The sequence below is a fragment of the Streptomyces caelestis genome, from assembly GCF_001279005.1.
Taxonomy (GTDB): Bacteria; Actinomycetota; Actinomycetes; order Streptomycetales; family Streptomycetaceae; genus Streptomyces; species Streptomyces heliomycini.
This window is the reverse complement of record NZ_LGCN01000119.1, coordinates 186252-211000: the sequence shown is the minus strand read 5'-3', so window position 1 is coordinate 211000 and position 24749 is coordinate 186252. Positions and strand designations below refer to the sequence as shown.

Below are 24749 nucleotides of genomic sequence, written 5' to 3'. Positions count from 1 at the left end.
CGGCCCGCGGAGCGTGACGGCTCCCCGCGCCGGATTCAGAACAGCTGCCCCTGCTCGGTGGGGGCGGTCCGGCGCGGGGTGCGGCGCGGACCGGGTTCCCGCGCCGGGGTCTCCTCCCCGAACAGCGGCGCCGTGCCGTACTCGTCCGGCTCGGCCGGCACCACGACGGGGCCGGTCCCCACGTTGAGGTACAGCGGGGCGTCGAGATCGAAGTCCCCGGGCGTCATGTCCGTCCAGTCGCGTTCCCGACGCTCACTCACCGACGCTCCGCTCCCCGTCCATTCGGCCAGGTTATCGGTCGTCCGGTGCCCCGGGAACGGTACGCTGCGCGGTGCCGCCCGACAGAGAGACGTAGGTCACACTTCCGTTCCGGTCACACGAAGTGGAGCCCGTCCGTCAGTGCTGCGTAACCGCAAGAACCGACCAGGAGATCATCATGGAAGCGCGCATCGACTTCTTCGCCAACCCCGTCGGGGCCAAGGTGCTGAGGCACATCAACTCGGCGGGCAGGGCGGTGACGGACTCCGGGCTGCCGCACGCCACCCAGGAGCTGGTGAAGATCCGCGCCAGCCAGATCAACGGCTGCGGCTTCTGCACCGACATGCACACCAAGGACGCCGCCGCGGCCGGGGAGACGTCGGTCCGGCTCCATCTGGTCGCCGCCTGGCGGGAGGCCACCGTCTTCACCGAGGCGGAGCGGGCCGCGCTGGAACTGGCGGAGCAGGGCACCCGGCTCGCCGACGCGGCCGGCGGCGTCAGCGACGAGGTCTGGGCGAACGCTGCCAAGCACTACGACGACGACCAGCTCGCCGCGCTGATCTCGCTGATCGCGGTCATCAACGCCTACAACCGCATCAACGTCATCAACCAGCAGCCCGCCGGCGGCTACCGGCCCGGCCAGTTCGGCTGACCGAACGCGCCCGCCCCGGCCCCCGGTGGGCCGGGGCGGGCGTCCGGTCAGGCTTGCGCGCGCTTCGGCAGACGCCAGCCGGGCCGCGGGAAGTGACAGGTGTAGCCGTCCGGGTAGCGCTGGAGGTAGTCCTGGTGCTCCGGCTCGGCCTCCCAGAACGGGCCGGCCGGCACGACCTCGGTCACCACGGGGCCCGGCCACAGCCCCGAGGCGTTCACATCGGCGATCGTCTCCTCGGCGACGCGCTTCTGCTCGTCGTCGACGTAGAAGATGGCGGAGCGGTAGCTCGTCCCGATGTCGTTGCCCTGCCGGTTCTTCGTGCTCGGGTCGTGGATCTGGAAGAAGTACTCCAGGATCGTGCGGTAGTCGGTGACGGCGGGGTCATAGGTGATCTCGATCGACTCGGCATGGGTGCCGTGGTCGCGGTAGGTCGCGTTCGGCACGTCACCGCCGCTGTAGCCCACCCGCGTGGTCAGTACGCCCGGGAACGTGCGGATCAGCTCCTGCATGCCCCAGAAGCAGCCGCCCGCGAGCAGCGCCCTCTCCTCGTTCGTCGTCATCTTCGTCTCGCCCTTCTCCCACGTGTCCTGCGGCGTCCACCAGTGAGAACCGCACCGGCGACCCCATTGTTCCGGTTGTGCCGCCGCCTTCGGACAGCGGGCCGGGCAGCGGTCCACCGGCGCGTTCGCGCCCGTCCGGGTACGGCTCGTCCGCGACCGCACCGGGCGGGCGGCCACCCCGCACGAGGGCGGACGCGGACCGTTCCCCGTCGTGCGGTCCGCCGGACGCCGGGGCGCGCGGTGCACGGCGGACGGCGAGGTCGTCCGGACGGAACAGCCCTCCTCGGCCGGGAACGGCGAGTGGGCCGCGGGCCCGGCGGGCTCAGGCGAGCAGCGAGATGCGGGCCGTGATGCTCTTGCCGGCCGGCTCCTGGCGTACGTCCAGGGCCTGGGCGACGGCCATCACGATCTCCAGTCCGTGCTGGCCCACCCGGCCGGGGTCCGCGTTCCGGGCCACCGGCGGCTCGGGGTTGCCGTCCCGGACCACCACCTCGACGGCGTCGCCGGCCACCCGCAGGTCGAGGCCGACGGGACCCGGGGCGTACTTGCGGGCGTTGGTGACCAGCTCGCTGACCACGAGCTGGGTGATCTCCACCGCGCGGGCCGACACCGCCAGGCCGTCCTCCGCCCGTGCCCGGGTCAGGAACGCGGCGGCGAGGTGGCGCGCCTGGGCTATCCAGGCGCCGTCCTCGTCCAGGGTGTACGAAGCCCGCAGCCGTGGCGCCCCTGGCACCGTGTCCCCCTCGTCGACTGGAACTGGTTCCATCCGGTCCGCCCTCACTCACCGATCACACCGCGCGACTACCCGCGTCGCTCCCCCGCACGCCACCGAAGTGTGACAGGTGCCTCCGACATCTCAGCCCGCCAGGTGCCGTTCCAGCCAGTCGGCGGCGGTCCGGCGGAACAGGCGCCGGTTGTCGGAGCGGCGGAAGTCGTGGCCCTCGTGGCGCAGCAGGAGGCGTTCCGCTTCCAGTCCGCGCTCCCTGGCGGCCCGGACGAACTGCTCGGACTCCCCCGGAGGCACGTTGGTGTCGTGCTCGCCGTGCACGGCGAGGACCGGGACCCGCAGGGCGTCGATCCGGCTCATCGGCGACAGCGCGCGCAGCAGTTCCCGGTCGTGTTCCGGGTGGCCGTACTTGTGGGCGGCGGACTGCGCGATCCAGGGCTCGGTCCCGGCGAAGAAGGTGGTGAGGTCCGACATGCCGCAGACCGCCACACCGGTGCGGAACAGGTCCGGGTGCCACACCAGGGACGCCATCACCAGGTAGCCGCCGTACGACCGGCCCATCACGGCCATCCGCCGGGGATCCGCGAGGCCCCGCACCATCACGTGCGCCGCGCAGTCCGCGACGTCGTTGATCGCGTCGAAGCGCCCCGTGCCCAGGTCGGCGTCGACGAAGGAGCGGCCGTGGCCGGAGGAGCCGCGGACGTCGGGCGCGAAGACGTCCAGTCCCCTGCCGAGCAGTTCGAGGTAGAGCGGGTCGAGCACCGGGCGTTCCTGTTCCTCCGGCCCGCCGTGCAGGTGCAGGACGCACGGTGCCGGTTCGCCGGGCGAGCGGCCCGGGGCACGGTAGTACCAGCCGCCCAGGACGAGGCCGTCGCGGGCCACGGGGCTCATGGGCATCGGGCGCGCCGGCGTGCGGCCTTCGGGGAACGCGTCCTCGTCGCGCGAGGACCACGGGGTGCGCAGGGGCAGTCCGTGCGGCAGCCACCACACTCCGGGGTGGCGCCGGGATCCGGACAGCGCGACGACGGGGGTGTCGGGGTCGGCGGTGGGCGCGATGCGCGTGACCACCTCGTGGGGCAGGCCGACGGCCCGTGCGGCGCCGGCGGAGGCGGGCCGGGACGACGGGGCGCCGGCCGGGAGGTCGGGCGACCGGGCGGCGGTCAGCTCGGTCACCTCCAGTTCGCTGACCCCGCGCACGTTCCACGCCAGCACCGCGCTGCGCCCGTCGCGCCCCAGGGCGAGCAGCTCCAGGCCGCAGTCGGGGCGCTGGGCTGCCACCGTGGTGCCGAGCAGGTGTCCCCGCGGATCGAGGTGCGCGGCGACGAGGGCGGCGTGTTCGCGGTCGCCGTCGCTGCGCAGCCACACGGTGCCGGCGTCCGGTGAGAAGCCGCCGATCCACGGGTCGCCGTCGGCGACCGGCAGCGCACAGGTCACCACGCGGTCGCCGGTGCGGACGACGAGGGCCTCGCGGCGCCCGCGGGGACCCCGGTACACCAGGGCGAGCCTGCCGTCCCGGCTGAGGTCGCACACCCGCTGGTTGGCCGCGCCGCGTTCGCTCGCCAGCAGCACGGGGGCGCTCATGCCCTCGGGGTCGACGAGATAGGCGGACAGGGCCCTCGGTTCCGGTTCCCCGGCGGACGTCGTCCGGTCGCCGTCGCCGGCCCCCGTGGTGGGTCCGGGCCGTGGTGCGCCGGGTTCCAGCAGCACGGCCCGGCCGTCGCGGCCCGCCCGGGCGGGGCGGGAGACGCCGTCCGCCCCGGGGTGGGCGGCGAAGGGCCGCCCGGGCGGGGCGGAATCGGTGACGGTCACCGCGACCGCCGAGCCGTCGTGCTGCCAGCAGCCCAGGCGTGCGGAGGTGCCCGGTTCACCGCCGGCCAGCAGGCGCCGCCCGGTGCCGTCGGGGCGTACGCACAGGACGCTGGTGAGCTCGCCGCCGTCCGGCGCCACGGTGTAGGCGATCCAGCGCCCGTCCGGGGACCAGGACACCTCCGTGACCGGATCGGGGCCGGCGTCGAGCCGGCGCACCTCCTCGCCGGCCACGGGGGCGGTCCACAGCTGCGGCACCCCGGCCCGGTCGCAGACGAAGGCGACGTGCCCGCCGCCGGGGTCGACCGAGGGGTACCAGCAGCCGTGGACGGCCGGGGGCGGTACGTCGTACGGCGTCGAGGTGTCGGCGAGCGGGGCGGGCGCGGGTGCGGGAAGCGCCCGCGTGGTGGCGTCGGTGCGCGTCTCCATGGGCGTCAGCGGATCCCGTGCGTCTGCAGCCATGTCTCCAGCAGCGCGATCTGCCACAGCGTGTTCGCCCCTCGCCTGGTCCGGTGCGCGTTGGGTGCGGCGAGCAGCTCGGCGACGTACTCCTCGCGGAAGACGCCGCGGGCCCTGGCCTCGGGAGCGGTGAGGGTCTCGCGGACCCGCTGGAGGACGGGCCCGGCCATGTGCTTGATCGCCGGGACGGGGAAGTAGCCCTTGGGCCGGTCGACGACCCGGCGCGGCAGGACCTTGCGGCCGGCGGCCTTCAGGACGCCCTTGCCGCCGTCCGCGAGCTTCAGCTCGGGCGGGCAGGCCGCGGCCAGTTCGACCAGCTCGTGGTCGAGGAACGGCACCCTGGCCTCCAGGCCCCAGTCCATCGTCATGTTGTCGACCCGCTTGACCGGGTCGTCGACCATCATCACGAGCGTGTCGAGGCGGAGATCGGCGTCGAGCGCCGTCTCGGCGCCCTGGGCCGCCATGTGCGCGCGCACGAACTCGGCGGAGACGTCGCGGCCGGGCAGCAGGTCCGGGTGGACCATGGCCTCGAGATCGGCGTGCGAGCGGTCGAAGTAGGTGTCGATGTACGCCTCGGCGGCGCGCGGGCGCGGCACGTCCGCCATCCGCGCGTACCAGTCGTACCCGGCGAACACCTCGTCGGCGCCCTGGCCGCTCTGCACGACCTTGACCTCCTTGGCCACCTGCTCGGACAGCAGGTGGAAGGCCACCACGTCATGGCTCATCATGGGCTCGCTCATGGCCCGGACGGCCCCGTCCAGGGCGCCGGCGACCCGGTCGGAGGGAACCATCAGCTGGTGGTGGCGGGTGTCGAAGTGCCGGGCCACGAGGTCGGAGTAGGAGAACTCGTCGCCCTCCTCGTCGCCCTCGGACTCGAAGCCGACGCTGAAGGTCGCGAGGTCCTGCTGGCCCTCGCCGGCCAGCAGGGCCACGATCAGGCTGGAGTCCAGACCGCCCGAGAGCAGCACTCCGACCGGCACGTCGGCGACCATGCGGCGGCGTACGGCGGTGCGCAGGGCGTCCAGCACGGCGTCGGTCCAGTCGTCGGCGCCGAGGCCGGCGTGCTCGGGACGGCGGGTGTGGACGGGATGCCAGTAGCGGTGATCACGGTGGGTGCCGTCGGGCTCGACGATCCGCACCGTGGCCGGGGGCAGCTTGCGCACGCCCTTGAGGACGGTGTGGGGCGCGGCGACGGTGGCGTGCCAGCTGAGGTACTGGTGCAGGGCGACGGGATCCAGCGAGGTGTCGACGCCACCGGCCGCGAGCAGCGCGGGCAGGGAGGAGGCGAACCGCAGGCGTTCGGTCGTGCCGGACAGGTAGAGCGGCTTGACGCCCAGCCGGTCGCGTGCCAGGACGACACGCCCGGTGTCCTGCTCGACGATCACGAAGGCGAACATGCCGTGGAAGCGCTCGACGCAGTCGGTGCCCCACTGCAGGTAGGCCTTGAGCACCACCTCGGTGTCGGACTGCGAGAAGAAGCGGTGGCCGAGCGCGTGCAGTTCGTCCCGCAGCTCGCGGTAGTTGTACACGCAGCCGTTGAAGACCCCGGCGAGACGGGCACGCGGGTCGGTCATGGGCTGGGCGCCGCTGTCCGACAGGTCGATGATCTTCAGTCGGCGGTGTCCGAGGGCCACGGGCCCCTGGGACCACAGGCCGCGTCCGTCGGGGCCGCGCGGTGCCAGGCGGTCGGTCATGCGCTCCAGCGCCGCGATGTCCGGCTGCCCGCCGTCGAACCGGATCTCCCCGCAGAGGCCGCACATCAGTGGTCCCTCCTTTCCCTCGGGTACCGGTCCTGGGGCGGGGGCGAAGGGACGTGCGTACTGCTGGACATGACGGTGTGACCCTCTCCTTGGTCAGGGGGTTGCGGATGCGCAGGGGGCGGCCGAGGGGCCGGCGGTCCGTCCGGATCAGCCGGGTGTGCCCGGTGTCGTCGCCGAGTGGACGCGGACCGGGGCCCCGCCGGGGCCGCGCGGGGCGTCCGGGGGCCGGTGACGGCGGGCGGGGGCGCTGGGCGCGAGGCGGTCCCCGCGGGTCTCGGCGACCAGCATGTCGATGCCGGCGAGCAGGTCCCGGGCCTCCCGCCGCAGCCGGTGCGCCGCGCCGCCCGTCGCGAGGACCTCTTCGAGCAGCGTGCGCACGGTGGCGAAGTCGCCGGACGCCTCCAGCGCCGGGCGCAGCCGGTGCAGCATCCCGCGCACCACCATGGGGGCCGGAGTCGCGCGGCGGGTCTGCGGATCGACGAGCCGGCCTTCCAGTCCCGAGCGCGCGGCACGCCAGGTGGCGGCGCGCAGCCACTCGTGGTGTCCGTCGCACCCGCGGTCCGATCCGCGCTCCAGACGGTCGCAGGCGTCGCGCACCAGCGCGCGGAACAGCCCGGCGACCAGCACCACGGTCTCGGCGCGCGGGCAGGCGTCGCAGACCCGCAGCTCCAGCGTGCGCTGGTGGGCCGACGGCCGTACGTCGTGGTAGAGCATCCCGGGGTCGCTGATGACGCCCGAGCCGATCAGCTCCGTCATCGCGGCGTCGTAGTCGGCGGCGCTCCCGTAGCACCCGGCGGGGCCCGCGGTCGGCCACCGCTGCCACAGCATGGTGCGCCAGCTGGCGTATCCGGTGTCGGAACCGAACCAGAACGGTGAACTGGCCGACAGGGCCAGCAGGGGCGGCAGCCAGGGCGACACCAGGCACATGACGCGCACCGCGGTGTCCCGGTCCGGCACGTCGACGTGCACCTGGGCGCTGCAGATGAGCTGTTCGTCGGCGACCCGGCGGTAGTCGTCGGCCATGCGACGGTAGCGGGGATCCGCGGTGACGTCGTGGAAGGCGGCGTCGGCCAGCGGAACGGTGCCCGCGGCCACGACGGCCAGGCCCAGGGAGGAGGCCGCCGCGTCCAGCCGGCGCCGGCTGTCGGACAGGTCCGCGAAGAGGGCGTCCAGCGTGTCGTGGACCCGGCTGTTGCTCTCCACGGCCGACCGCTGCAGCTCACTGCCGAACCCCAGTCCGCCGAGCCGGCCGAGCAGTTCGTCGGCACGTGGCACGAGCCGGCCGCTCTCCACGTCCAGGACGTGAAACTCTTCCTCTGCTCCGATGCGCACCGTCACCGCTGATCCCCTTGCCCTCGTTCCGTGCCGTCTCCGCACGGCTCCTGGGATCACCGGCGGTGGATTCGGCACGTCCCGGGTGCCCCGGATGCGACGGGCGCAATCGGCTCGCGGCCCCCGCGCTCGAACGAGCGGCCGGACTTCCGGAGGAGAGGGAAGCCTCCGGCCCCGCTAGGCGGCGTCGCGAATGTCGAATACTTGATCGAGGCCGGTCATGTTCAGCAGGCGCCGCATGTTGACCGACACGGCCACGAGAACGAGCCGGGCGTCGACCGAGACGACGTGGTTGCGGACGGCGATCAACGCGGTGATGCCGCTCGAGTCGCAGAACGACAACTTGCCCAGGTCCACCGCCAGGAGCCGCCCGGCCGGCAGAGCGGCCTCCCGCGCGGCGCGGCGCAGCCGCTGCGCGTTGGTGTGGTCGAGGTCGCCGGCGACCTCGAGGACGAGAGCGGCGGGCGTGGGGGACGCGGTGATCGTCAGAGATGTCGTCACGAGGTTCGGAATCCGGTGTCGGTGCGGGCGGGCGGGCCGATGGCGAGCAGGGCGGTGTCGTCGTCCAGACCATCGCCGAAACCTTTCAGCAGGTCCGTCAGGGCGTGGACCACGCGGTGGGGACCCGAGGGGGCCAGGTCGGCGGCGAAGGACTCCAGGGCCTCGTAACCGTACAGCTCCCGGTCGGGGCCGGTACGCGCCTCGGTGAGGCCGTCGGTGTAGAGCAGCAACGTGTCGCCCGGGTGCAGGGTGGTGCCCACCGGGACGAACTCCGCCTCGGGAAGGGCTCCGACGAGCATGCCGCCCCGGGTCCACAGGTACTCCACCCGGCCGTCCGCGCGCAGGACCAGCGCGGGAGGGTGGCCGCCGGAGGCCAGGCGGACCTCCACCGTGTCCCCCGCGCGTTCCAGGACACCGGACACCACGGTGCAGTACCGCGGATCGTCACCGGTGTACCGGTCCCGCAGGACCGTGTCGAGCACGTGCAGGTTGGCGACGGGATCGGAGTCGTGGAGCACGGTGGCGCGCAGGGTGTGGCGGATCAGCGAGGTCAGCGCGGCGGCCTGCGGCCCCTTGCCGCACACGTCGCCGAGGAAGAACGCCGACCGGTCGCCGTCGAGCGCGAACAGGTCGTAGAAGTCGCCGCCCACCTCCATCGGGGAGGCCGTGTGGTAGTGGCAGGCCGCCTCCACACCGGGTATGTCGGGCAGGGCCGCGGGCAGCAGACTGCGCTGGAGCACGGCCAGCGCCTCGCGCAGCGCCTCGCGGTCGGCCTCGGCCTGCCGGCGGGCCTCCTCGGCCGCGCGGCGGGCGCGCAGCAGCTCCTTCTCGTAGGCGCGCCGGTCCGTGGCGTCGAAGACGGTGGTCCGGATCAGCAGCGGCTCGCCGTCGTCGCTCTTCTTGACGGTCGAGGTGATCAGCACCGGCAGCCGGGAACCGGATGCGCCCTTCATCTCCAGGGCGATGCCGCCGAGGCGCCCCTGCATGCGCAGCAGGGGGGCGAAGTGCGTCTCGTGGTAGAGCCTGCCGCCGACGGTGAGCAGGTCGCTGAAGCGCATCCGGCCCACCACCTCGTCGCGGGACAGACCGAGCCAGCCCAGCAGGGTCGCGTTGATCTTGGCGATGGTGCCGTCCATCAGGGTGGACAGGTAGCCGCACGGCGCCGATTCGTACAGCTCCTCGGCCGAGTCCTCCAGCAGCGCGCTGAAGGCCGCGCGCGTGCCGGGCACGCCTGTGCCCGGCTCCTCCGAACCACCTGCCCCCCGGTTCATCGGCCGAGGGCCGACACGAACGCGCGGATCGCCGTGACGGTGGCCTCCGGGGCGCTCAGCTGGGGGCAGTGACCGGTGGCGTTCAGAGTGACCAGCTCGCTGCCGGGTATCGCGGCGTGGACGTACGCCCCGACCTCCGGGGGCGCGATGACGTCCTGTTCGCACTCCAGGATCAGCGTGGGCACGGTCACGCCCGCGAGGTCCTTGCGGCTGTCGGACAGGAACGTCGTGCGCGCGAAGACCCGGGCGATGTCCGGGTCGGTGGCGCAGAAACTGTTGGTGAGCTCCTCGCCCAGCTCGGGCCGGTCCGGGTTGCCCATGATCACCGGAGCCATGGTCGCCGACCAGCCCAGGTAGTTGGACTCCAGCGACTCCAGGAGCTCGTCGATGTCCTCCGCGCTGAAGCCGCCGCGGTAGCCGTCCTCGTCGATGTAGCACGGCGACGGGCACACCATGACCAGGGAGCCGATCCGGTCCGGGGCCGCGGCCCGGGCCAGCACGCCGGCCATCGCGCTCACGGAGTGGCCGACCACGACCGCGTCCCGGAGGTCGAGCTCCTCGCAGACCTCCACCACGTCACGGGCGTAGCCCTCGAGGGAGGAGTAGCGCTCCTCCTGCCAGGCCGACAGGTCGGAGCGGCCCGCGCCCACGTAGTCGAAGAGCACCACCCGGAAGTCCTGGGCCAGTGCGGGCTCGACGAGGCGCCACATGTTCTGGTCGCAGCCGAATCCGTGCACCAAGACCACCGTGCGGCCGGAGGTGCGCCCGGTCACACGGATGTTGTTCCTGCGGTGGATGCTCATCCACCCATGCTCGCACGCCGTGCGGAGAAGCCGTCGGCGAGCCTCAGGGGCGGTCGTCGTCCGCCGGGGCGCCCGGGGTCGCGGCGCCGGTCCTCGCCTCCAGCGCGCGCAGTACGGCCACCATGTCCTCGTCCCCGTGGCCGCCGGCCACGGTCTCGTCGAAGAGGGCGTGGCAGACGTCGAGGAGCGGGGAGGCCAGTCCCGCCCTGCGGGCGGCCTGTGCGATCAGGCGGTTGTTCTTCAGCACGTCCGCGGCGGCCGCCTGGACCGCGAAGTCACGGGCGAGCAGCTTGGGCGCCTTCATCCGGGAGACGGCGCTGGCCATCGGGCCCGCGTCCAGGACGTCGAGGAAGCGGCGGCGGTCGAGCCCGTGCCGGTCGGCGAAGTGGAACGCCTCGGTCAGTCCGGTGACCTGGGTGATCAGGAACAGGTTCACCGAGAGTTTCATCAGCAGTGCGCCCGGCACCGCACCGCAGTCGAACGCCTCGCGGCACATCGGGGCGAGCAGGGGCCGCACGGCCGCCGCGGCGGCGGCGTCGCCCGCCAGCATCGCGACCAGCCGCCCCTGTTCCGCCGGGACCCGGGAGCCGGAGACCGGGGCCTCGGCGTAGGCGCCGCCCGCCGCACGGACGGCGTCCTCCAGGGCGGCCGAGTACTCCGGCGAGGTCGTGCCCATGTGGACGACGGTGCGTCCGGCGACCCGGGCGGCGAAGTCCGGGGTGCCGCGCCCCAGCACCGTGTCGACGGCCGTCTCGTCGGCCAGCATCAGGATCACGGTGCCGGCCTTCCGGAAGACCTCGCCTGCGCTCCCGGCCACCTCGGCCCCGGCCTCGCGCAGGGGGTCGCACCGGCCGCGGGTGCGGTTCCAGACGACGAGGGGCGTTCCGGCGCGGACGAGATTGAGCGCCATGGGCCGGCCCATGACTCCGAGTCCGATGAAACCCACGCGCACGACGCACCGCCGTTCCCGGGCCGCGCCGAGGCGGCGCCTCGCCCTATGACCGCTGTCATAGTAGCCGCCGCCATGACGGCGGTCATAGGGTGAGGGCGGGAGAATCGCGGCGTGGCGGGAGGTCGCAATGGCGGTGTCCGGACGGGGGCCGCGGGAGCGGATGGTCTTCAGCGCGGCCCAGCTCATCCGGCGCGACGGGGTCGCCTCGACGGGGATGCGCGAGGTGGCCGCGCACGCGCGGGCGCCGCGCGGATCGCTCCAGCACTACTTCCCGGGCGGCAAGGAGCAGCTCGTCAACGAGGCGGTGGGATGGGCGGGCCGGTACGCGGCCGGGCGCGTCGCCCGGTTCCTCGCCGCGCTGCCCGAACCGACGCCCGGTGGACTGTTCTCGCAGATGGTCCGGCAGTGGACCGACGAGTACACGAGCACCGGCTTCGAGGGCGGTTGCCCGGTCGCCGCCGCCACGGTGGACCGCGCCGGGTCCAGCGCGTCGACCCGCGAGGCCGTGTCGGCCGCCTTCGACGGGTGGACCGGCGCGGTGGCCCTGGCCCTGTCGGACATGGGCGTCCCCGCCGAGCGCGCCCGGCCCCTCGCCACCCTGATGATCAGCTCGCTGGAGGGGGCGATCCTCATGGCCCGCGCCGAGCGGGACGTCCGGCCCCTGACGGCGGTCTCCCGCGAACTCGGCCCGCTCCTGGACTCGGCGGTGGACGCGACCGGCTGACGCCGTCTTTTACTAGAGTGATCGCGCCAGTATCCGGTGATCCGTGGATCAGTGAGGTAATCGCGCATCATGCCGACCGAAACGTTTGAGTTCCAGGTAGAGGCCCGTCAGCTGCTCCAGCTGATGATCCACTCGGTCTACTCGAACAAGGACGTCTTCCTCCGTGAACTCGTCTCCAACGCCTCCGACGCGCTCGACAAGCTGCGTCTGGCCAAACTGCGGGACGACGCGCTCGACGCCGACGTCTCCGACCTGCACATCGAGCTCGAGACCGACAAGGACGCCCGCACCCTCACCGTGCGGGACAACGGCGTCGGCATGTCGTACGACGAGGTCGGGCAGCTCATCGGCACGATCGCCAACTCGGGCACCGCCCAGTTCCTGCGGGAGCTGCGGGAGGCGCAGGAGGGGGCCGGGACGGAAGGGCTGATCGGCCAGTTCGGCGTCGGCTTCTACTCGGGCTTCATGGTCGCGGACGAGGTCACCCTGCTCACCCGGCGCGCGGGTGAGGGGCAGGGCACCCGGTGGACGTCGCGCGGCGAGGGCACGTACACCCTGGAGCGGGTCGACGACGCGCCGCAGGGCACCTCGGTCACCCTGCACCTCAAGCCGGCCGACCCCGACAACCAGCTGCACGACTACACCTCGGTGTGGAAGATCAAGGAGATCGTCAAGCGCTACTCGGACTTCATCACCTGGCCGATCCGGCTCGTCGGGGAGACGGGCGAGGACGGCGCGGCGGCCGGGCCCGAGACGCTGAACTCGATGAAGGCGCTGTGGGCGCGCTCGCGCGAGGAGGTGTCCGAGGAGGAGTACCACGAGCTGTACAAGCACATCGGCCACGACTGGCGCGAACCGCTGGAGACCATCCAGCTGCAGGCCGAGGGCACCTTCGAGTACCAGGCCCTGTTGTTCGTCCCGTCGCACGCCCCGCACGACCTGTTCACCCAGAACTTCCGGCACGGGCTGCAGCTGTACGTGAAGCGCGTCTTCATCATGGACGACTGCGAGGCGCTGCTGCCGCCGTACCTGCGGTTCGTCAAGGGCGTGGTCGACGCCCAGGACCTCTCGCTGAACGTGTCCCGCGAGATCCTCCAGCAGGACCGGCACATCCGGATGATGCAGCGCCGGCTCACGAAGAAGGTGCTGGCGTCGGTCAAGAGCATGATGACCGGTGACGCCGAGCGGTACGCCACGTTCTGGCGGGAGTTCGGCGCCGTGCTGAAGGAGGGCCTGGTCACCGACACCGACAACCGTGACGCCCTCCTCGCGGTGGCCTCGTTCGCGACCACGCACGGGGACGACGGCACGACCACGCTGAAGCAGTATGTGGAGCGGATGCCGGACGGGCAGGACGACATCTGGTTCATCACCGGCGAGTCCCGGGAGAGCATCGACAACTCCCCGCACATGGAGGCGTTCCGGGAGCGCGGCATCGAGGTGCTGCTGCTCACCGATCCCGTCGACGAGGTGTGGGTCGACGCCGTGGGCGAGTACGAGGGCAAGCGGCTGCGGTCGATCGCCAAGGGCGAGGTCGACCTCGGCGCGCGGGAGGACGACAAGAGCGAGGGCGAGCGGGAGCAGCAGGCCGAGGAGTACGCGGGCCTGCTCGACTGGATGCGGGAGCGGCTGGGCGAGGAGGTCAAGGAGGTACGGCTGTCGACGCGCCTGACGGTGTCCCCGGCCTGCCTCGTCGCCGACGCGAACGACCTCACGCCGGCGCTGGAGAACATGTACCGGGCCATGGGCCAGGAGGTGCCGCGCGCCAAGCGCATCCTCGAACTCAACCCGGATCACGCGCTGGTGAAGGGCCTGAACGAGGCGTACGGGGAGCGCGAGGACCGCTCGGAGCTCACCGACACCGCCGAACTCCTTTACTCCTTGGCCGTGTTGGCGGAGGGCGGCCGGCCGAAGGACCCGGCGCGCTTCGTGCGGCTGATGGCGGACCGACTGGAGCGCACCCTGTGACGCGCCCGTGATCACAGGGGCGCCGCCGCGGCCGGCCCCAAACGCGCCACGGCGCCCTCGTGGACCGGCGGTTCGCGGGTCCTGAGGGAGCCGTGTGGCGGGCGGGGCCGCTGCCCGGGCCGCACCTGCGGATGCCGTCGGCCGCGGCCGCGGCCGCCCGGAGCATCCGCGGGTGCGGCACCGGTCCGGGCGCGTGCCGGCCGTGGTCGCGGTCGTACGCGGGGAACCACAGGACAGCACCGTGGCCGAGGGCAGGCCGAAGCGGGCGGCCGCGGCGCTTCCCGCCGGCCCCGCCCCTCACGCCGGAGCGCGCCTCCCGGCGGGCGGGCCGCCGCCCTGGGGGTGATGTTCCGGCCGGGGTCGTGGCGTGCCCCGGCCGGCTCCGGGCATCCGTGACCGGTGAGCTCACCTGATTACCTCTTCACCCTGCTCGGAGCCGGCGCCCTCGGCGCGGCCGTGCTGCCCCGGCTGGTGGCCCGCAGACCGTTGTCGCTGCCGCTGGTGTTCCTCGCCTGCGGGGTCGCCCTCCAGGTGTCGCCCCTGCCCATGCCCGGCATCGACCCGGTGGCGGACCGGACGTGGGTGGAGCACGTCACCGAGGTCTGTGTGATCGTCTCCCTCATGGGCGCCGGCCTCGCCCTGAACCGGCCGTTCGGCCGCCGGCGCTGGCAGGGCACCTGGCGGCAACTGGGCGTCACCATGCCGTTGACCATCGCGGCCGTGGGCCTCCTGGCCTGGGGCCTGCTCGACTGGCCGCCGGTCGCCGCGCTGTTGCTGGCGGCCGTGCTGGCGCCGACCGATCCGGTGCTCGCCTCGGAGGTCCGGGTGGGCGCGCCCACCGACTCCGAGCACGACGAGGACGAGGTGCGCTTCGCGCTGACCAGTGAGGCCGGGCTGAACGACGGTCTCGCCTTCCCCTTCGTCATGGCGGCCGTCGCGCTCGCCGCCGCGGGCGGGCGGCCCACCGGCGACGGGATCGCCCACTGGGCGCTGGTCGACGTGCTGTACAAGTGCGTGATGGGCGTGTCCGCGGGGCTCGCCGTCGGCGCGCTGCTCGGGTGGCTGTTCTTCCGGGCGGGCCGGCGGGCGATGCGGCTGTCCGAGCACCGGGAGGGGTTCGTCGCCATCGGCGCCACGTTCCTCGCCTACGGGGTGACGGAACTGCTGCACGGCTACGGCTTCCTGGCCGTGTTCGTCACCGCCTGCCGGATACGCCGGGCGGAGCACGCCCACGGCTACCACACGGTGCTGCACGACTTCGTGGAGCAGGTGGAGCGGCTGCTGACCGCCGCACTGCTGTTCCTGCTCGGTGTGTTCGTCGCACAGGGCGGGCTGGCGTCGCTGACCTGGCAGGGGGCGGCCGTGGGTCTGCTGCTGCTGTCGGTGGTCCGGCCGCTGGCCGCGTGGGCCGCCCAGCTCGGCACGTCCGCCGGCCCCCGCGAACGTGTGGCGACCGCCTTCTTCGGCGTCCGTGGCATCGGCTCGCTGTTCTATCTGGCCCACGCGCTCGGCTCCGCCGGTTTCGGCGTCCCGGCCGAGTGGTTGTGGGCGGTGGTGACCTTCACGGTGCTGGCGTCCGTGGTGCTGCACGGGGTGAGCGCCACCCCCGTCATCTCGCGCCTCGACCGACTGCGGACCCGCCGGGCCCGGGCGGGCGGCGCGGGACCGGAGCCGGACGAGGTCGAGGTGGCGGGCGAACGGCTCTGACCCCTCCCCTCCCGGAGGGAGGGGCTCCCTGCGCGAGGCCTCCCGGAGCAGCCCTCCGGAGGGCTCGCGCCCCCGAGGTCGGCCGGATCCGGACAGGGCGCCCGGAGCCCAGGGGAATTGGGCCCTGCATTGGCATAGACCTGACACCGAGCGGCTCGCTAAGCTCTGCTCAACTCAGGCTGAGAGCGCTCTCACACTGCGGTTGTTCCACCCCCACCTCGCTGGAACGACGAAGGACACCTCCCATGAGACGCACCAGACTCACGCATGCCGGCGTGGCCGCCCTGCTCATGATCGGCAGCTGGACCGCGGCCGGTACCCTGCCGGCCGCGGCGCAGAACGCCCCCGACTCCCCCACCGCCCGCGCCGCCGACTCCGCGCCCGCCTCCGCCGGCCTGCTGGAGGCGATGCAGCGGGACTTCGGGCTGACCCGCGCCGAGGCGGAGGACCGGCTGGCCGCCGAGCGGAAGGCCACCGATCTCGCGCCCGAGGCCCGCAGGACCGCCGGATCCGCCTACGGCGGCGCCTGGTTCGACGCCGGGAGCGAGAAGCTGACCGTGGCCGTCACCTCGGACGCCGACGCCTCGACGGTACGGTCCCTGCGCGCGTCCGGCGCGGCCGTCCGCACCGTCGAGCACAGCGCACGGCAGCTCGACGCCGCAAAGTCCCGCATCGATCGCCTCGACGCGCCCTCGGGCGTCAGCAGCTGGGCCGTCGACCCGGCCGCCAACACGGTCGTCGTGAACGTCGTCGCCGGCACACGCACGGACAACGATGTCCGCTCCTTCGTGGACGAGGCCCGCGAGGCCGGCCCGGTCACCGTGCGGACCGTGCGGGCCCCGGCGGAGACCTTCGCCGCCGGAACGGTGGGCGGCGACCCGTACTACACCGGCAACGTCCGCTGCTCCATAGGCTTCTCGGTGCACGGCGGCTTCGTCACCGCCGGCCACTGCGGCGGCGTCGGCGGCCAGGTCAGGGGCTGGGACGGCTCGTACATCGGCAACTTCCAGGGCTCCTCGTTCCCGGGCGACGACTACGCCTGGGTGAACGTGGGCAGCGGCTGGTGGACGGTGCCGGTGGTGCTCGGCTGGGGCACCGTGTCGGACCAGCTGGTGCGCGGCTCGGCGGAGGCGCCGGTCGGCGCCTCGATCTGCCGCTCCGGCTCCACGACCCACTGGCACTGCGGCAGGGTCCTGGCCAAGAACGAGACGGTCAACTACAGCCAGGGCGCGGTCCGTCAGATGACGAAGACCAGCGTCTGCGCCGAACCGGGCGACTCGGGCGGCTCGTTCATCAGCGGCGACCAGGCGCAGGGCGTCACCTCCGGCGGCTGGGGCAACTGCTCCGGCGGGGGCGAGACCTGGTTCCAGCCGGTCAACGAGATCCTCAACCGCTACGGGCTGACGCTGCACACGGCCTGACCGGCCACGACGCGAGCGGGCCCCGCCGGGCGACCGGCGGGGCCCGCTCCCGCGTGCGCCCGGAGTCCGCCGCCGGCCATGCGACGAGCCCCGTACCGCAATTCCGGTACGGGGCTCGTGACGGAGCGCCGGGCAGGCCTTGCACCTGCATCTCCCCGCAGGAAGCGGGGCGTCTTTCCTTGGACCACCAACGCACGGTCGGGCTGCAGGTTCCCCTGCCGCCGTGACGTGCCTCAACCATAGCGGCATCCGCCTCAGTAGTCACATCGGTCACACGAGTGCTGGGGCAGGAAGCATCCCGAGCGGGCGTCGGGCGGTCCGTCAGTCCCCGGCCGGGACGGCTCGCGGCGCCGGTACCGGCTGCCCGACGGCCGCCCGGGCGAAGTCGTCCTCGACCTCCGCCCTCTCCGCCGCGTTCGGGTACGGGTTCGTGCACGCCACACCCGCGGTGGAACCGGACATCAGACTGGAGCAGGGACCGGGCTTGCGGTCGGGCAGGCCCAGAATGTGGCCGAGCTCGTGGGACGAGATGCGGACCGTGTTGTATCCCTGGTTCACGGCCTGGCGGCCGATGTAGACGGTGCCGTTGCCCAGGGAGCCCGGCAAGGCACGCGGCCAGCCGTTGTCCGCCAGAACCCGGATGTTGGCGCGCTGCCCGGACGCCACCGGGCGCAGTTCCACGGCGTCGACGCTCTCGTTCCAGATCGCCGCGCCCCGGTCGACCGCGGACCGGAACTCCGCGGAACCGCTCGCGTCGTAGGTGAGCACCCGGGCGGCGGCCGATCGCGCGACCTCCTCGGACGGCGCGGCCGCGGCCTGGCCGCCCAGCAGGGCCAGGGACATCGTGACGACCGCGGCCAGGCCGCCGGTCATCCTGCGAACGTGCATGGTCGACCTCCATGTGGGGGAAAGGTAGTCGTGCACATGACACACCTGGCGTTCCTGCCCCGCCGGCACGGCCTCCAATCCCTCATTCCGGCCGACCCGGGCAGGAAGCCGTACCGCTGAATTCCGTGAAGGGACCGGTTGGACTTCCCGATCGGGCGGGGGCACTGTGGCAAGGATCAACACCGTCCCACGGGACGCCCCCGCCCGCACCACCGGAGAACCGCCGATGAACCACATCGCCCGCCCCGAACGTTACGACGGCACCATGCGCTACCGGCGCACCGGCCGCTCGGGACTCGACCTCCCCCTGCTGTCCCTGGGGTACTGGCACAACTTCGGCGACGACAAGCCGTTCGAGACGCAGCGCGAGATCGCCCTGCGCGCCTTCGACCTGGGCATCACCCACCACGACCTGGCGAACAACTACGGTCCGCCCTACGGCTCCGCCGAGATCAACTTCGGCCGGCTGATGAAGCGGGACCTCGCGCCGTACCGGGACGAGCTGGTGGTCTCCACCAAGGCCGGCTGGGACATGTGGCCCGGCCCGTACGGCCGGGGCGGCGGCTCCCGCAAGTACCTGCTGGCCTCGCTGGACCAGTCGCTGCGGCGCACGGGCCTGGAGTACGTGGACATCTTCTACTCGCACCGGCTGGACGCCACCACTCCGCTCGAGGAGACGATGGGCGCCCTCGACACGGCGGTCCGCCAGGGCAAGGCGCTCTACGTCGGCATCTCCTCGTACGACGCCGAGCGCACCCGTGAGGCCGTGGCCGTCCTCCGCGACCTCGGCACCCCCCTGCTGATCCACCAGCCGTCGTACAACATGCTGAACCGCTGGATCGAGACGGACGGTCTGCTGGACGTGGCCCAGGAGGAGGGCTTCGGGATCATCGGCTTCACCGCGCTCGCGCAGGGGCTGCTGACCGGGCGCTATCTCGACGGTGTGCCCGGGGACTCGCGGGCGGCGGCCGGCACGTCGTTCGACCCCGCGTGGCTGACCGACGACATGCGGCGCCGGCTGCGCGCCCTGAACGACATCGCGGCCCGGCGCGGGCAGACCCTCGCGCAGCTGGCGCTGGCCTGGGCCCTGCGCGACCCGCGGGTCACCTCGCTGGTCATCGGCGCGTCCCGCACCGAGCAGCTGGAACAGAACGTCGCCGCGCTGGAGAACCTCGACTTCAGCGGCGAGGAGCTGGCCGAGATCGACGCGTACGCCACCGAGGGCGGCGTCGACCTGTGGCGCGAGGCCCGGCTGGGCACGCTGGACTGAGCCTCAAGGGCGGTGCGAGGTGTGCGCCGCCGTGTGAGGGGAACTGCGGTGCGGTGAGCCGCGTGGCCCCCACCCCGTTCGGACGGCCGTATGCAGACCTTCCTGCCGTACCCCGACTTCTGCGCGTCGGCACTGGTGCTCGACCGGCGCCGGCTGGGCAAACAGCGGGTGGAGACGATCCAGGTGCTGCGCGGTCTGACCGTGCCGGGCTACGGGTGGCGCCGCCATCCCGCGGTCCGCATGTGGACCGGCTACGAGGAGGCGCTGGTGCGGTACGGCCTGGAGATCTGCCGGGTCTGGCGGGACCGGGGCCACCAGGACAGCTGCGCCGCCACCCTCGTCGCCGACCTCGCCCGGGTGCGGCCCGGAGCGCCGGTGCGCGGTCAGCGGGAGCTGGCCGAGGCCGGGGAGCTGCCGCCCTGGCTGGGGGACGACGCCGTGCACCGCAGCCACCGCTCGGCGCTGCTCCGCAAGGAACCGGACGTCTACACGGAGCTCTTCCCCGGGGAGCCGGACGACCTGCCGTACGTGTGGCCGTCGTCCGACCGCGATCCGGAGGCGGCCGGCGGCTGATCCCGGCGTCCCCTCCCCGGGGCCCGCCGGGGCGCCCGGCCGTCCGTCACCGCGCGGACAGGTACTCCTCCACTCCCGGCGCCGCGTGCGCGTCCTCCGCGTTCACCACGCCGCCGACCGCCTCGGCGTCGGGCTTGAGCACATACGTCTCGACGCTCGCGGGACGGTCGACGTCGGAGAAGTTCTGCGGGGTGCCGAGGCCGGTGTCGGCGTTCGTCTGCGCGCGGTGCGCCTTGACGACGTCCTCACGGGTGAGGCCGCCCGCCTCGCAGGCCTTCTTCAGGTCGGCGCCCATGAGCTGTGCGGCGTTGTACCCGGAGAGCACTCCGGAGTCGACCGGCGAGTCCGGGTACTTCTTCCGGTACGACGCCACCATGTCCTTCACGCCGGGCAGGTCGGAGCTGACCGCGGGCGCCGCGCTCACGATGCTGAGCATGGCCGCCAGGGCGGGCGCGGCGGGGGTCTTCATCAGCTGGGGCGCGAAGCCGGGTGCGCTGCTGACGACGGGGACCTTCAGACCGCGGGAGGCCGCGACGCCGACGAGGGAGGCCGTCTGCGCGGGTCCGGCGCTGATCAGGACGGCCTTCACGCCCTCCTTGCGCAGGGCCGAGACCTGGGCGGACAGGTCGGTGTCCGTGGCCTTGATCTTCTGCCCGGTCACCTTCAGTCCGGCCTTCCGGGCCGCCCAGGTGGATCCTTCCAGCGCGTTGGCGCCGTAGTCGCCCTCGAAGTGGACGTGGCCGATCGTGTCGCCCTTCTTCAGGCCCTTGGTGCGGGTGAGGAACTCGACGGCGGCGATCATGTCGACGTCGTAGGTGGTGCCGAGCACCTGGACGGCGTCCCTGCCGAGCAGGGAGGCCGCCCAGGCCTGCGGGAAGGTGAGCACCTTGTCCCGCTCGATGTCGTCGAGCAGCGCGGCGACCACCGGGGAGCCGATGACCTGGGGCAGCGCCACGACGTCCGGGGCGATGTCGGCGTAGGCGGTGACCGCCTTCTGCACGTCGTAGCCGTGGTCCTTGACGACGATCTCCACCGTGCGGTCGCAGATGCCGCCCTTGGCGTTGGTCTCCTCGGCCCACATCTGCTGGGCCTGCACGATGCTCTTGCCGAGGGTGGCGTAGGGGCCGGTCAGGTCGGTGAGGGCGCCCAGCCTGATGGTGTCGGCGCCGACGCCGGGTCCGGTGCGGACGCCGTCGGCGGCCTCGCCGCCCTTGTCGCCGTCGTCCGCCTTGGAGCTGCATCCGGTGGCCGCGAGCAGCAGGGCGAGGGCGCCGGCGAGGACGGCCTTGGCGGTGCGGCGCCGGGTGCGGCGGGTGCGGTGCGTGGTGTTCACGGAGTGTGCTCCTTGGTTCGTGCGGCGGTCGGTTGCGAAGGCGGAGGGACGACGGCGTCCGGGGCGGGGGCCCGGGAGCGGCGGCGCCGTACGCGGTCCCGTGCCCGGCGCGCCAGGCCGTGCAGGCCGTCGGGGGCGTACAGCAGGACCAGGACGATCGCCGCGCCGTAGAGGTAGCGGGCCGCCTCGGTGGGGCCCACGGCGCCCTCGGCGGAGCCCGGGGCGGTCACCAGCGGGAGCTGGTCGGCGTACCGGGTCATCAGCAGCGGCAGCGCGGTGACGAAGACGGCGCCGGCGGTGGCTCCGGCGACGGAACCCAGGCCGCCGATGACGATCATCGCGAGGTAGTCGACGGAGAGCGCGAGGGAGAAGTAGTCGGGGACGACGCGGCGGAAGGCGAGCGCCAGGAGCACCCCCGCGAGGCCCGCGTACATCGACGACACCACGAAGGCCGCCGAGCGGTGCCGGGCGACGTCGACGCCCATCACGGAGGCCGCGGTCTCGCTGTCGCGCAGGGCGGCCAGCGCCCGGCCGGGGCGTGAGCGCAGCAGGCCGCGGGCGGTGAACCAGGTGAACGCGAACAGGGCCAGGCCCAGGTACCACAGCCGTTCCTCCGCACCGAACGGCACGCCGAGGACGGTCGGTTCGGGGTCGCTCCGAGCGAACGCGAACCCGCCGAGGGTCAGCGGGGGCACGGAGCGGCCGTTGAAGCCGCCGGTGACGGAGTCGGCGGTCAGCAGGACGTGGTGGCCGAGGAAGACCAGCGCGAGGGTGGCGATGCCCAGGTAGACGCCCTTCACCCGGGCGGCCACGGGACTGAACAGTCCGCCGGCCGCTCCCGCGAGCAGGACCGCGAGGAGCGCGGCGAGGGCCGGCGGCAGTCCCGGTCCGGGTTCGCCGGCCAGCCAGGCGTAGCCGTAGGCGCCGACGGCGAGGAAGAAGGCGTGGCCGAGGGAGAGCTGTCCGGCGGTGCCGCTGAGCAGGGCGAGGCCGACGGCGCCGATGGCGGCCGCCATGGAGAACAGGCCGATGCGCAGCCAGAAGGCGTCCAGGTAGAACGGCGGCAGGCACAGCGCCACGGCGAGCAGCGGGAGGGAGGCCCGGCGGCGCGTGAGGGCGGCGGGGAGTCGGTCAGACACGGGCCGCCCCCTTCGCGCCGAACAGCCCGGTGGGCCGTACGAGGAGGACCATCAGCATCACGGCGTACGGGGCGACGTCGCCGAAGCCCTCGCCGAGGACGTGCAGTTCGGACTGGTAGCCGACGACGAACGCCTCGGTCAGGCCGATGATCAGGCTGCCCGCGAGGGCGCCGGCCGGGGAGGCGAGGCCGCCGAGGATCGCGGCCGGGAAGGCGTTGAGGGCGATCTGTCCGGTGGTGCGCTCCAGTCCGGGCGCGGGGAACGCGGCGAGGAACACGGCGGCCAGCGCGGCGAGCGCGCCCGCCAGGCACCAGGCGCCCGCGCGGACCCGGCCGAGCCGTACGCCCATGAGCGCGGCGGCCTCCAGGTCCTCGGCCGCCGCCCGCAGGGACAGCCCCCAGGAGGTGAACCGGAAGAGCGCGAACACCGCGCCGATGACCACGGCCGACACCACGATCGCGGCGAGCCGGCTGTCGGCGACGGTCACCGGGCCCAGCTCGGTCACCGCGTCGCCCCACGGGTCCCCCAGGGACAGCAGGTCGCCGCCGATGCGCCGGGACAGATCGGTGAGCAGGACGATGTCGATGCCGATGGTGACGATGGTCTGCACGTGGGCGGAGTGGGCGTCCTGGCCGCCGCGCTGCAGCAGGAACCGGTCGAGCGCGCCCGCGAGGGCGGCGGTGACGAGGACCGCCAGGGCGAGCGCCCCGGCGAAGCCGAGGTCGTCGTGGAGGACGGCGGTGAGGTAACCGCCGAGCAGCAGCAGGGAGCCGTGGGCGAAGTTGAGGACGCCGGAGGCCTTGAAGATGACGACGAAGCCGAGGGCTACCAGCGCGTAGACCGCGCCGAGCGCCAGTCCGCCGAGGATGTTGTCGAGGAGTGTCGTCATGCCGCGTCCTCCCCGGTCGCGTCGGTGCCGAGGTAGGCGCGCAGCACCTCGGGGTCCCGGCGGACCTCGTCGGGGGTGCCGTGGGCGATGGGCCTGCCGAAGTCGAGCACGGTGACGTCGTCGGCGAGGCGCATGACGAGGCCCATGTCGTGCTCGACGAGGACGACGGACAGGCCGAGTCCGGCGCGGAGTTCGCCCACCACCTCGGCGGTGCGGGCGCGTTCGGCGGCGTTCATGCCGGCCACGGGTTCGTCGAGGAGCAGCACGCGGGGCTCCAGGCAGAGGGCGCGGGCGAGTTCGACGCGCTTGCGGTCGCCGTACGACAGCAGCGCGACGGGGGTGTCGAAGTGGTGGGCGAGACCGGTGAGTCCGGCGATCTCGCGTGCTCTGGCGAGGTGTTCGCGCTGTTCCCGCACGGCGCTCGGCAGGCGCAGCGCGCTCGCGGCGAACCCGGCGCGGGACAGGGCGTGGCGGCCGAGCATCAGGTTGTCGGCGACGGTGCCGTGGGTGGTGACGATGTTCTGGAAGGTGCGGGCCACGCCGAGCGCGGCGATGCGGTGCGGGGCGAGCCGGGTCAGCTCGGTGCCGCCGAGCGTCACCGTGCCGGCGGCGGGGCGGCACAGGCCGGACAGCACGTTGAAGCAGGTGGACTTGCCGGCGCCGTTGGGTCCGATGAGCGCGTGCACCGAGCCCGGGGCGACGGTGAAGGAGACGCCGTCGAGGGCGGTGAGCCCGGCGAAGCGCACGGTGACGTCCCGTACGTCCAGCACGGGCGGTGCTGTGGTGGTGCGGTCGGTCACGCCGCCCCCTGGTCCTCGGCCGGCTCGCCCAGGTAGAGGCGGCGTACGGCGTCGGTGCGGGCGAGTTCGTCGGCGGGGCCGGACAGGCGGGTCTCGCCGACCTCCAGGACGTGCGCGTGGCCGGCGAGGGAGAGCGCCATGCCGGCGTTCTGCTCGACGAGGAGCACGGCGGTGCCCTGGGCGTTGATCTCGCGGATCACCTCGGCGATGCGGTACACCATCCGCGGGGCGAGTCCGAGGGAGGGCTCGTCGAGGAGCAGCAGGCGCGGGGCGGCCATCAGGGCGCGGCCGATGGCGAGCATCTGCTGTTCGCCGCCGGAGAGCAGGCCGGCGGCCTGGTGGGTGCGTTCGGCGAGGCGGGGGAAGAGCGTGAGGACCCGGTCGCGGGCCTCCCGGGCCTGGGCGCGCCCGCGCCGGCCGAGGCCGAGGCCGCCGGAGCGCAGGTTCTCGTCGACCGAGAGTCCGGCGAACACCCGTCGCCCCTCGGGGACCTGGACGACTCCGGCGCGTACCGCCGCGACGGGGTCCCTGCCGTCGAGCACCGTCTCGCCGTAGCGGACGCGGCCGGCCGTGATCACGCCGCGGTGCAGGCGCAGCGTGCCGGACACGGCCCGCAGCAGGGTCGTCTTGCCGGCGCCGTTGGCGCCGAGCAGGGCGACGACGGCGCCGTGCGGCACGGTCAGGGACACGGAGCGGAGAGCGGACAGCGCGCGCCCGTACGTCACGTCGACGTTCTCGACGTGCAGCGCGGGCGGGTCGTCCGGTGGTGCTTCGGGCATCACGGCTCCTCGGGGCCGGGCCGCGCGGGGCGGTCACGGCTTCGGGGGAAGGGGTGCCTCACGACAGCACGGCGGCGGGCGGCCGGTACAGGTTTCGGCGCCCGTGCGCTGCGGCGTACCAAGGGGGTCGGGCGGGGGTTGTGCGGGTGCCCAGGCGGGGGCCGGGACCCGGGGCGC

Annotated in this window: 23 protein-coding genes; 7 read left to right on the top strand and 16 right to left on the bottom strand. The window is 73.4% G+C overall.

Translation table 11 applies throughout. The features are described 5' to 3' along the window. Positions 1-35 precede the first annotated feature (35 nt). Positions 36-260: a hypothetical protein gene (locus ADK41_RS11780; protein WP_030821143.1), complete on the bottom strand. Its 225-nt coding sequence runs from the start codon at positions 258-260 to the stop codon at positions 36-38. A 176-nt stretch (positions 261-436) separates the two neighbouring features. On the opposite strand from ADK41_RS11780, the gene ADK41_RS11775 reads away from it, so the two are divergent. Next, positions 437-910: a carboxymuconolactone decarboxylase family protein gene (locus ADK41_RS11775; protein WP_030821146.1), complete on the top strand. Its 474-nt coding sequence runs from the start codon at positions 437-439 to the stop codon at positions 908-910. Positions 911-957: 47 nt separating this feature from the next. Here ADK41_RS11775 and msrA read toward each other — a convergent pair whose 3' ends face one another. From msrA to ADK41_RS11730, 9 genes are all read right to left on the bottom strand, one after another. After that, the gene (gene msrA / locus ADK41_RS11770; protein ID WP_030821149.1) at positions 958-1470 is read right to left on the bottom strand and encodes a peptide-methionine (S)-S-oxide reductase MsrA; all 513 of its coding nucleotides are present in this window, start codon (positions 1468-1470) and stop codon (positions 958-960) included. A gap of 322 nt (positions 1471-1792) precedes the next feature. After that, the gene (locus tag ADK41_RS11765) at positions 1793-2236 is read right to left on the bottom strand and encodes an ATP-binding protein (protein ID WP_030821151.1); all 444 of its coding nucleotides are present in this window, start codon (positions 2234-2236) and stop codon (positions 1793-1795) included. Positions 2237-2326: 90 nt separating this feature from the next. Then, complete coding sequence (locus ADK41_RS11760; protein WP_030821153.1) at positions 2327-4465, bottom strand: prolyl oligopeptidase family serine peptidase; 2139 nt, start codon at positions 4463-4465, stop codon at positions 2327-2329. After that, positions 4438-6222 (bottom strand): N-acetylglutaminylglutamine amidotransferase, encoded by a 1785-nt coding sequence (locus tag ADK41_RS11755; RefSeq protein ID WP_030821155.1) that lies wholly within the window; start codon positions 6220-6222, stop codon positions 4438-4440. Before ADK41_RS11755 ends, ADK41_RS11760 begins: the two co-directional genes overlap by 28 nt. A 147-nt stretch (positions 6223-6369) precedes the next feature. Continuing rightward, complete coding sequence (locus ADK41_RS11750; protein ID WP_030821157.1) at positions 6370-7560, bottom strand: carboxylate-amine ligase; 1191 nt, start codon at positions 7558-7560, stop codon at positions 6370-6372. 171 nt (positions 7561-7731) lie between these two features. Further along, positions 7732-8055 (bottom strand): STAS domain-containing protein, encoded by a 324-nt coding sequence (locus tag ADK41_RS11745; RefSeq protein WP_030821159.1) that lies wholly within the window; start codon positions 8053-8055, stop codon positions 7732-7734. Continuing rightward, complete coding sequence (locus tag ADK41_RS11740; RefSeq protein WP_030821162.1) at positions 8052-9326, bottom strand: PP2C family protein-serine/threonine phosphatase; 1275 nt, start codon at positions 9324-9326, stop codon at positions 8052-8054. Before ADK41_RS11740 ends, ADK41_RS11745 begins: the two co-directional genes overlap by 4 nt. Then, complete coding sequence (locus ADK41_RS11735) at positions 9323-10129, bottom strand: alpha/beta fold hydrolase (protein WP_030821165.1); 807 nt, start codon at positions 10127-10129, stop codon at positions 9323-9325. Before ADK41_RS11735 ends, ADK41_RS11740 begins: the two co-directional genes overlap by 4 nt. Positions 10130-10172: 43 nt before the next feature. Next, on the bottom strand, positions 10173-11081 hold the full coding sequence (locus tag ADK41_RS11730; RefSeq protein ID WP_030821168.1) for an NAD(P)-dependent oxidoreductase: 909 nt from the start codon (positions 11079-11081) through the stop codon (positions 10173-10175). A 127-nt stretch (positions 11082-11208) separates the two neighbouring features. Between ADK41_RS11730 and ADK41_RS11725 the strand changes: the two genes are divergently transcribed. The 4 genes from ADK41_RS11725 (at position 11209) to ADK41_RS11710 (ending at position 16901) form a co-directional block, all read left to right on the top strand. Next, positions 11209-11805 carry a TetR/AcrR family transcriptional regulator gene (locus ADK41_RS11725; protein WP_030821170.1) on the top strand — a complete coding sequence of 199 codons (597 nt, stop codon included), beginning with the start codon at positions 11209-11211 and terminating at the stop codon, positions 11803-11805. A 69-nt stretch (positions 11806-11874) separates the two neighbouring features. Continuing rightward, positions 11875-13773: a molecular chaperone HtpG gene (gene htpG, locus ADK41_RS11720; protein ID WP_030821171.1), complete on the top strand. Its 1899-nt coding sequence runs from the start codon at positions 11875-11877 to the stop codon at positions 13771-13773. A 399-nt stretch (positions 13774-14172) separates the two neighbouring features. Next, complete coding sequence (locus ADK41_RS11715) at positions 14173-15480, top strand: cation:proton antiporter (RefSeq protein ID WP_030821173.1); 1308 nt, start codon at positions 14173-14175, stop codon at positions 15478-15480. Between the two features lie 245 nt (positions 15481-15725). Then, complete coding sequence (locus tag ADK41_RS11710; protein ID WP_030821175.1) at positions 15726-16901, top strand: S1 family peptidase; 1176 nt, start codon at positions 15726-15728, stop codon at positions 16899-16901. Between the two features lie 321 nt (positions 16902-17222). On the opposite strand, the gene ADK41_RS11705 is transcribed toward ADK41_RS11710, so the two are convergent. Continuing rightward, positions 17223-17789: a snapalysin family zinc-dependent metalloprotease gene (locus tag ADK41_RS11705; RefSeq protein ID WP_030821177.1), complete on the bottom strand. Its 567-nt coding sequence runs from the start codon at positions 17787-17789 to the stop codon at positions 17223-17225. Between the two features lie 226 nt (positions 17790-18015). Here ADK41_RS11705 and mgrA point away from each other — a divergent pair, with 226 nt between their 5' ends. Both mgrA and ADK41_RS11695 read left to right on the top strand, forming a co-directional pair. Next, complete coding sequence (mgrA, locus tag ADK41_RS11700; protein WP_030821178.1) at positions 18016-19059, top strand: L-glyceraldehyde 3-phosphate reductase; 1044 nt, start codon at positions 18016-18018, stop codon at positions 19057-19059. Between the two features lie 90 nt (positions 19060-19149). Next, positions 19150-19632, top strand: a complete 483-nt coding sequence (locus ADK41_RS11695; RefSeq protein WP_030821179.1) for an MSMEG_6728 family protein — start codon at positions 19150-19152, stop codon at positions 19630-19632. A gap of 46 nt (positions 19633-19678) precedes the next feature. Here the strand turns inward: ADK41_RS11695 and ADK41_RS11690 are convergent, their stop codons facing one another. From ADK41_RS11690 to ADK41_RS11670, 5 genes are read right to left on the bottom strand one after another with little or no spacing between them, the layout of a single operon-like run. Continuing rightward, entirely contained in the window at positions 19679-20965 is a 1287-nt protein-coding gene (locus ADK41_RS11690) for an ABC transporter substrate-binding protein (protein ID WP_030821182.1), read from the bottom strand. Next, on the bottom strand, positions 20962-22104 hold the full coding sequence (locus ADK41_RS11685) for a branched-chain amino acid ABC transporter permease (protein ID WP_030821185.1): 1143 nt from the start codon (positions 22102-22104) through the stop codon (positions 20962-20964). The genes ADK41_RS11690 and ADK41_RS11685 overlap by 4 nt, the downstream gene beginning before the upstream one ends. Next, positions 22097-22993 (bottom strand): branched-chain amino acid ABC transporter permease, encoded by an 897-nt coding sequence (locus tag ADK41_RS11680; protein WP_030821188.1) that lies wholly within the window; start codon positions 22991-22993, stop codon positions 22097-22099. The genes ADK41_RS11685 and ADK41_RS11680 overlap by 8 nt, the downstream gene beginning before the upstream one ends. Continuing rightward, positions 22990-23793: an ABC transporter ATP-binding protein gene (locus ADK41_RS11675; RefSeq protein ID WP_030821190.1), complete on the bottom strand. Its 804-nt coding sequence runs from the start codon at positions 23791-23793 to the stop codon at positions 22990-22992. The genes ADK41_RS11680 and ADK41_RS11675 overlap by 4 nt, the downstream gene beginning before the upstream one ends. After that, positions 23790-24572 carry an ABC transporter ATP-binding protein gene (locus ADK41_RS11670; RefSeq protein ID WP_030821192.1) on the bottom strand — a complete coding sequence of 261 codons (783 nt, stop codon included), beginning with the start codon at positions 24570-24572 and terminating at the stop codon, positions 23790-23792. Before ADK41_RS11670 ends, ADK41_RS11675 begins: the two co-directional genes overlap by 4 nt. Positions 24573-24749 lie beyond the last annotated feature (177 nt).

Excerpts from the sequence above, each read along its gene's own strand:
- ADK41_RS11775 (WP_030821146.1), top strand. The coding sequence starts at position 437 with ATGGAAGCGCGCATCGACTTCTTCGCCAACCCCGTCGGGGCCAAGGTG.
- msrA (WP_030821149.1), bottom strand. The coding sequence starts at position 1,470 with ATGACGACGAACGAGGAGAGGGCGCTGCTCGCGGGCGGCTGCTTCTGG.
- ADK41_RS11765 (WP_030821151.1), bottom strand. The coding sequence starts at position 2,236 with ATGGAACCAGTTCCAGTCGACGAGGGGGACACGGTGCCAGGGGCGCCA.
- ADK41_RS11760 (WP_030821153.1), bottom strand. The coding sequence starts at position 4,465 with ATGGCTGCAGACGCACGGGATCCGCTGACGCCCATGGAGACGCGCACC.
- ADK41_RS11755 (WP_030821155.1), bottom strand. The coding sequence starts at position 6,222 with ATGTGCGGCCTCTGCGGGGAGATCCGGTTCGACGGCGGGCAGCCGGAC.
- ADK41_RS11740 (WP_030821162.1), bottom strand. The coding sequence starts at position 9,326 with ATGAACCGGGGGGCAGGTGGTTCGGAGGAGCCGGGCACAGGCGTGCCC.
- ADK41_RS11735 (WP_030821165.1), bottom strand. The coding sequence starts at position 10,129 with ATGAGCATCCACCGCAGGAACAACATCCGTGTGACCGGGCGCACCTCC.
- ADK41_RS11725 (WP_030821170.1), top strand. The coding sequence starts at position 11,209 with ATGGCGGTGTCCGGACGGGGGCCGCGGGAGCGGATGGTCTTCAGCGCG.
- htpG (WP_030821171.1), top strand. The coding sequence starts at position 11,875 with ATGCCGACCGAAACGTTTGAGTTCCAGGTAGAGGCCCGTCAGCTGCTC.
- ADK41_RS11710 (WP_030821175.1), top strand. The coding sequence starts at position 15,726 with ATGAGACGCACCAGACTCACGCATGCCGGCGTGGCCGCCCTGCTCATG.
- ADK41_RS11705 (WP_030821177.1), bottom strand. The coding sequence starts at position 17,789 with ATGCACGTTCGCAGGATGACCGGCGGCCTGGCCGCGGTCGTCACGATG.
- mgrA (WP_030821178.1), top strand. The coding sequence starts at position 18,016 with ATGAACCACATCGCCCGCCCCGAACGTTACGACGGCACCATGCGCTAC.
- ADK41_RS11695 (WP_030821179.1), top strand. The coding sequence starts at position 19,150 with ATGCAGACCTTCCTGCCGTACCCCGACTTCTGCGCGTCGGCACTGGTG.
- ADK41_RS11680 (WP_030821188.1), bottom strand. The coding sequence starts at position 22,993 with ATGACGACACTCCTCGACAACATCCTCGGCGGACTGGCGCTCGGCGCG.
- ADK41_RS11670 (WP_030821192.1), bottom strand. The coding sequence starts at position 24,572 with ATGCCCGAAGCACCACCGGACGACCCGCCCGCGCTGCACGTCGAGAAC.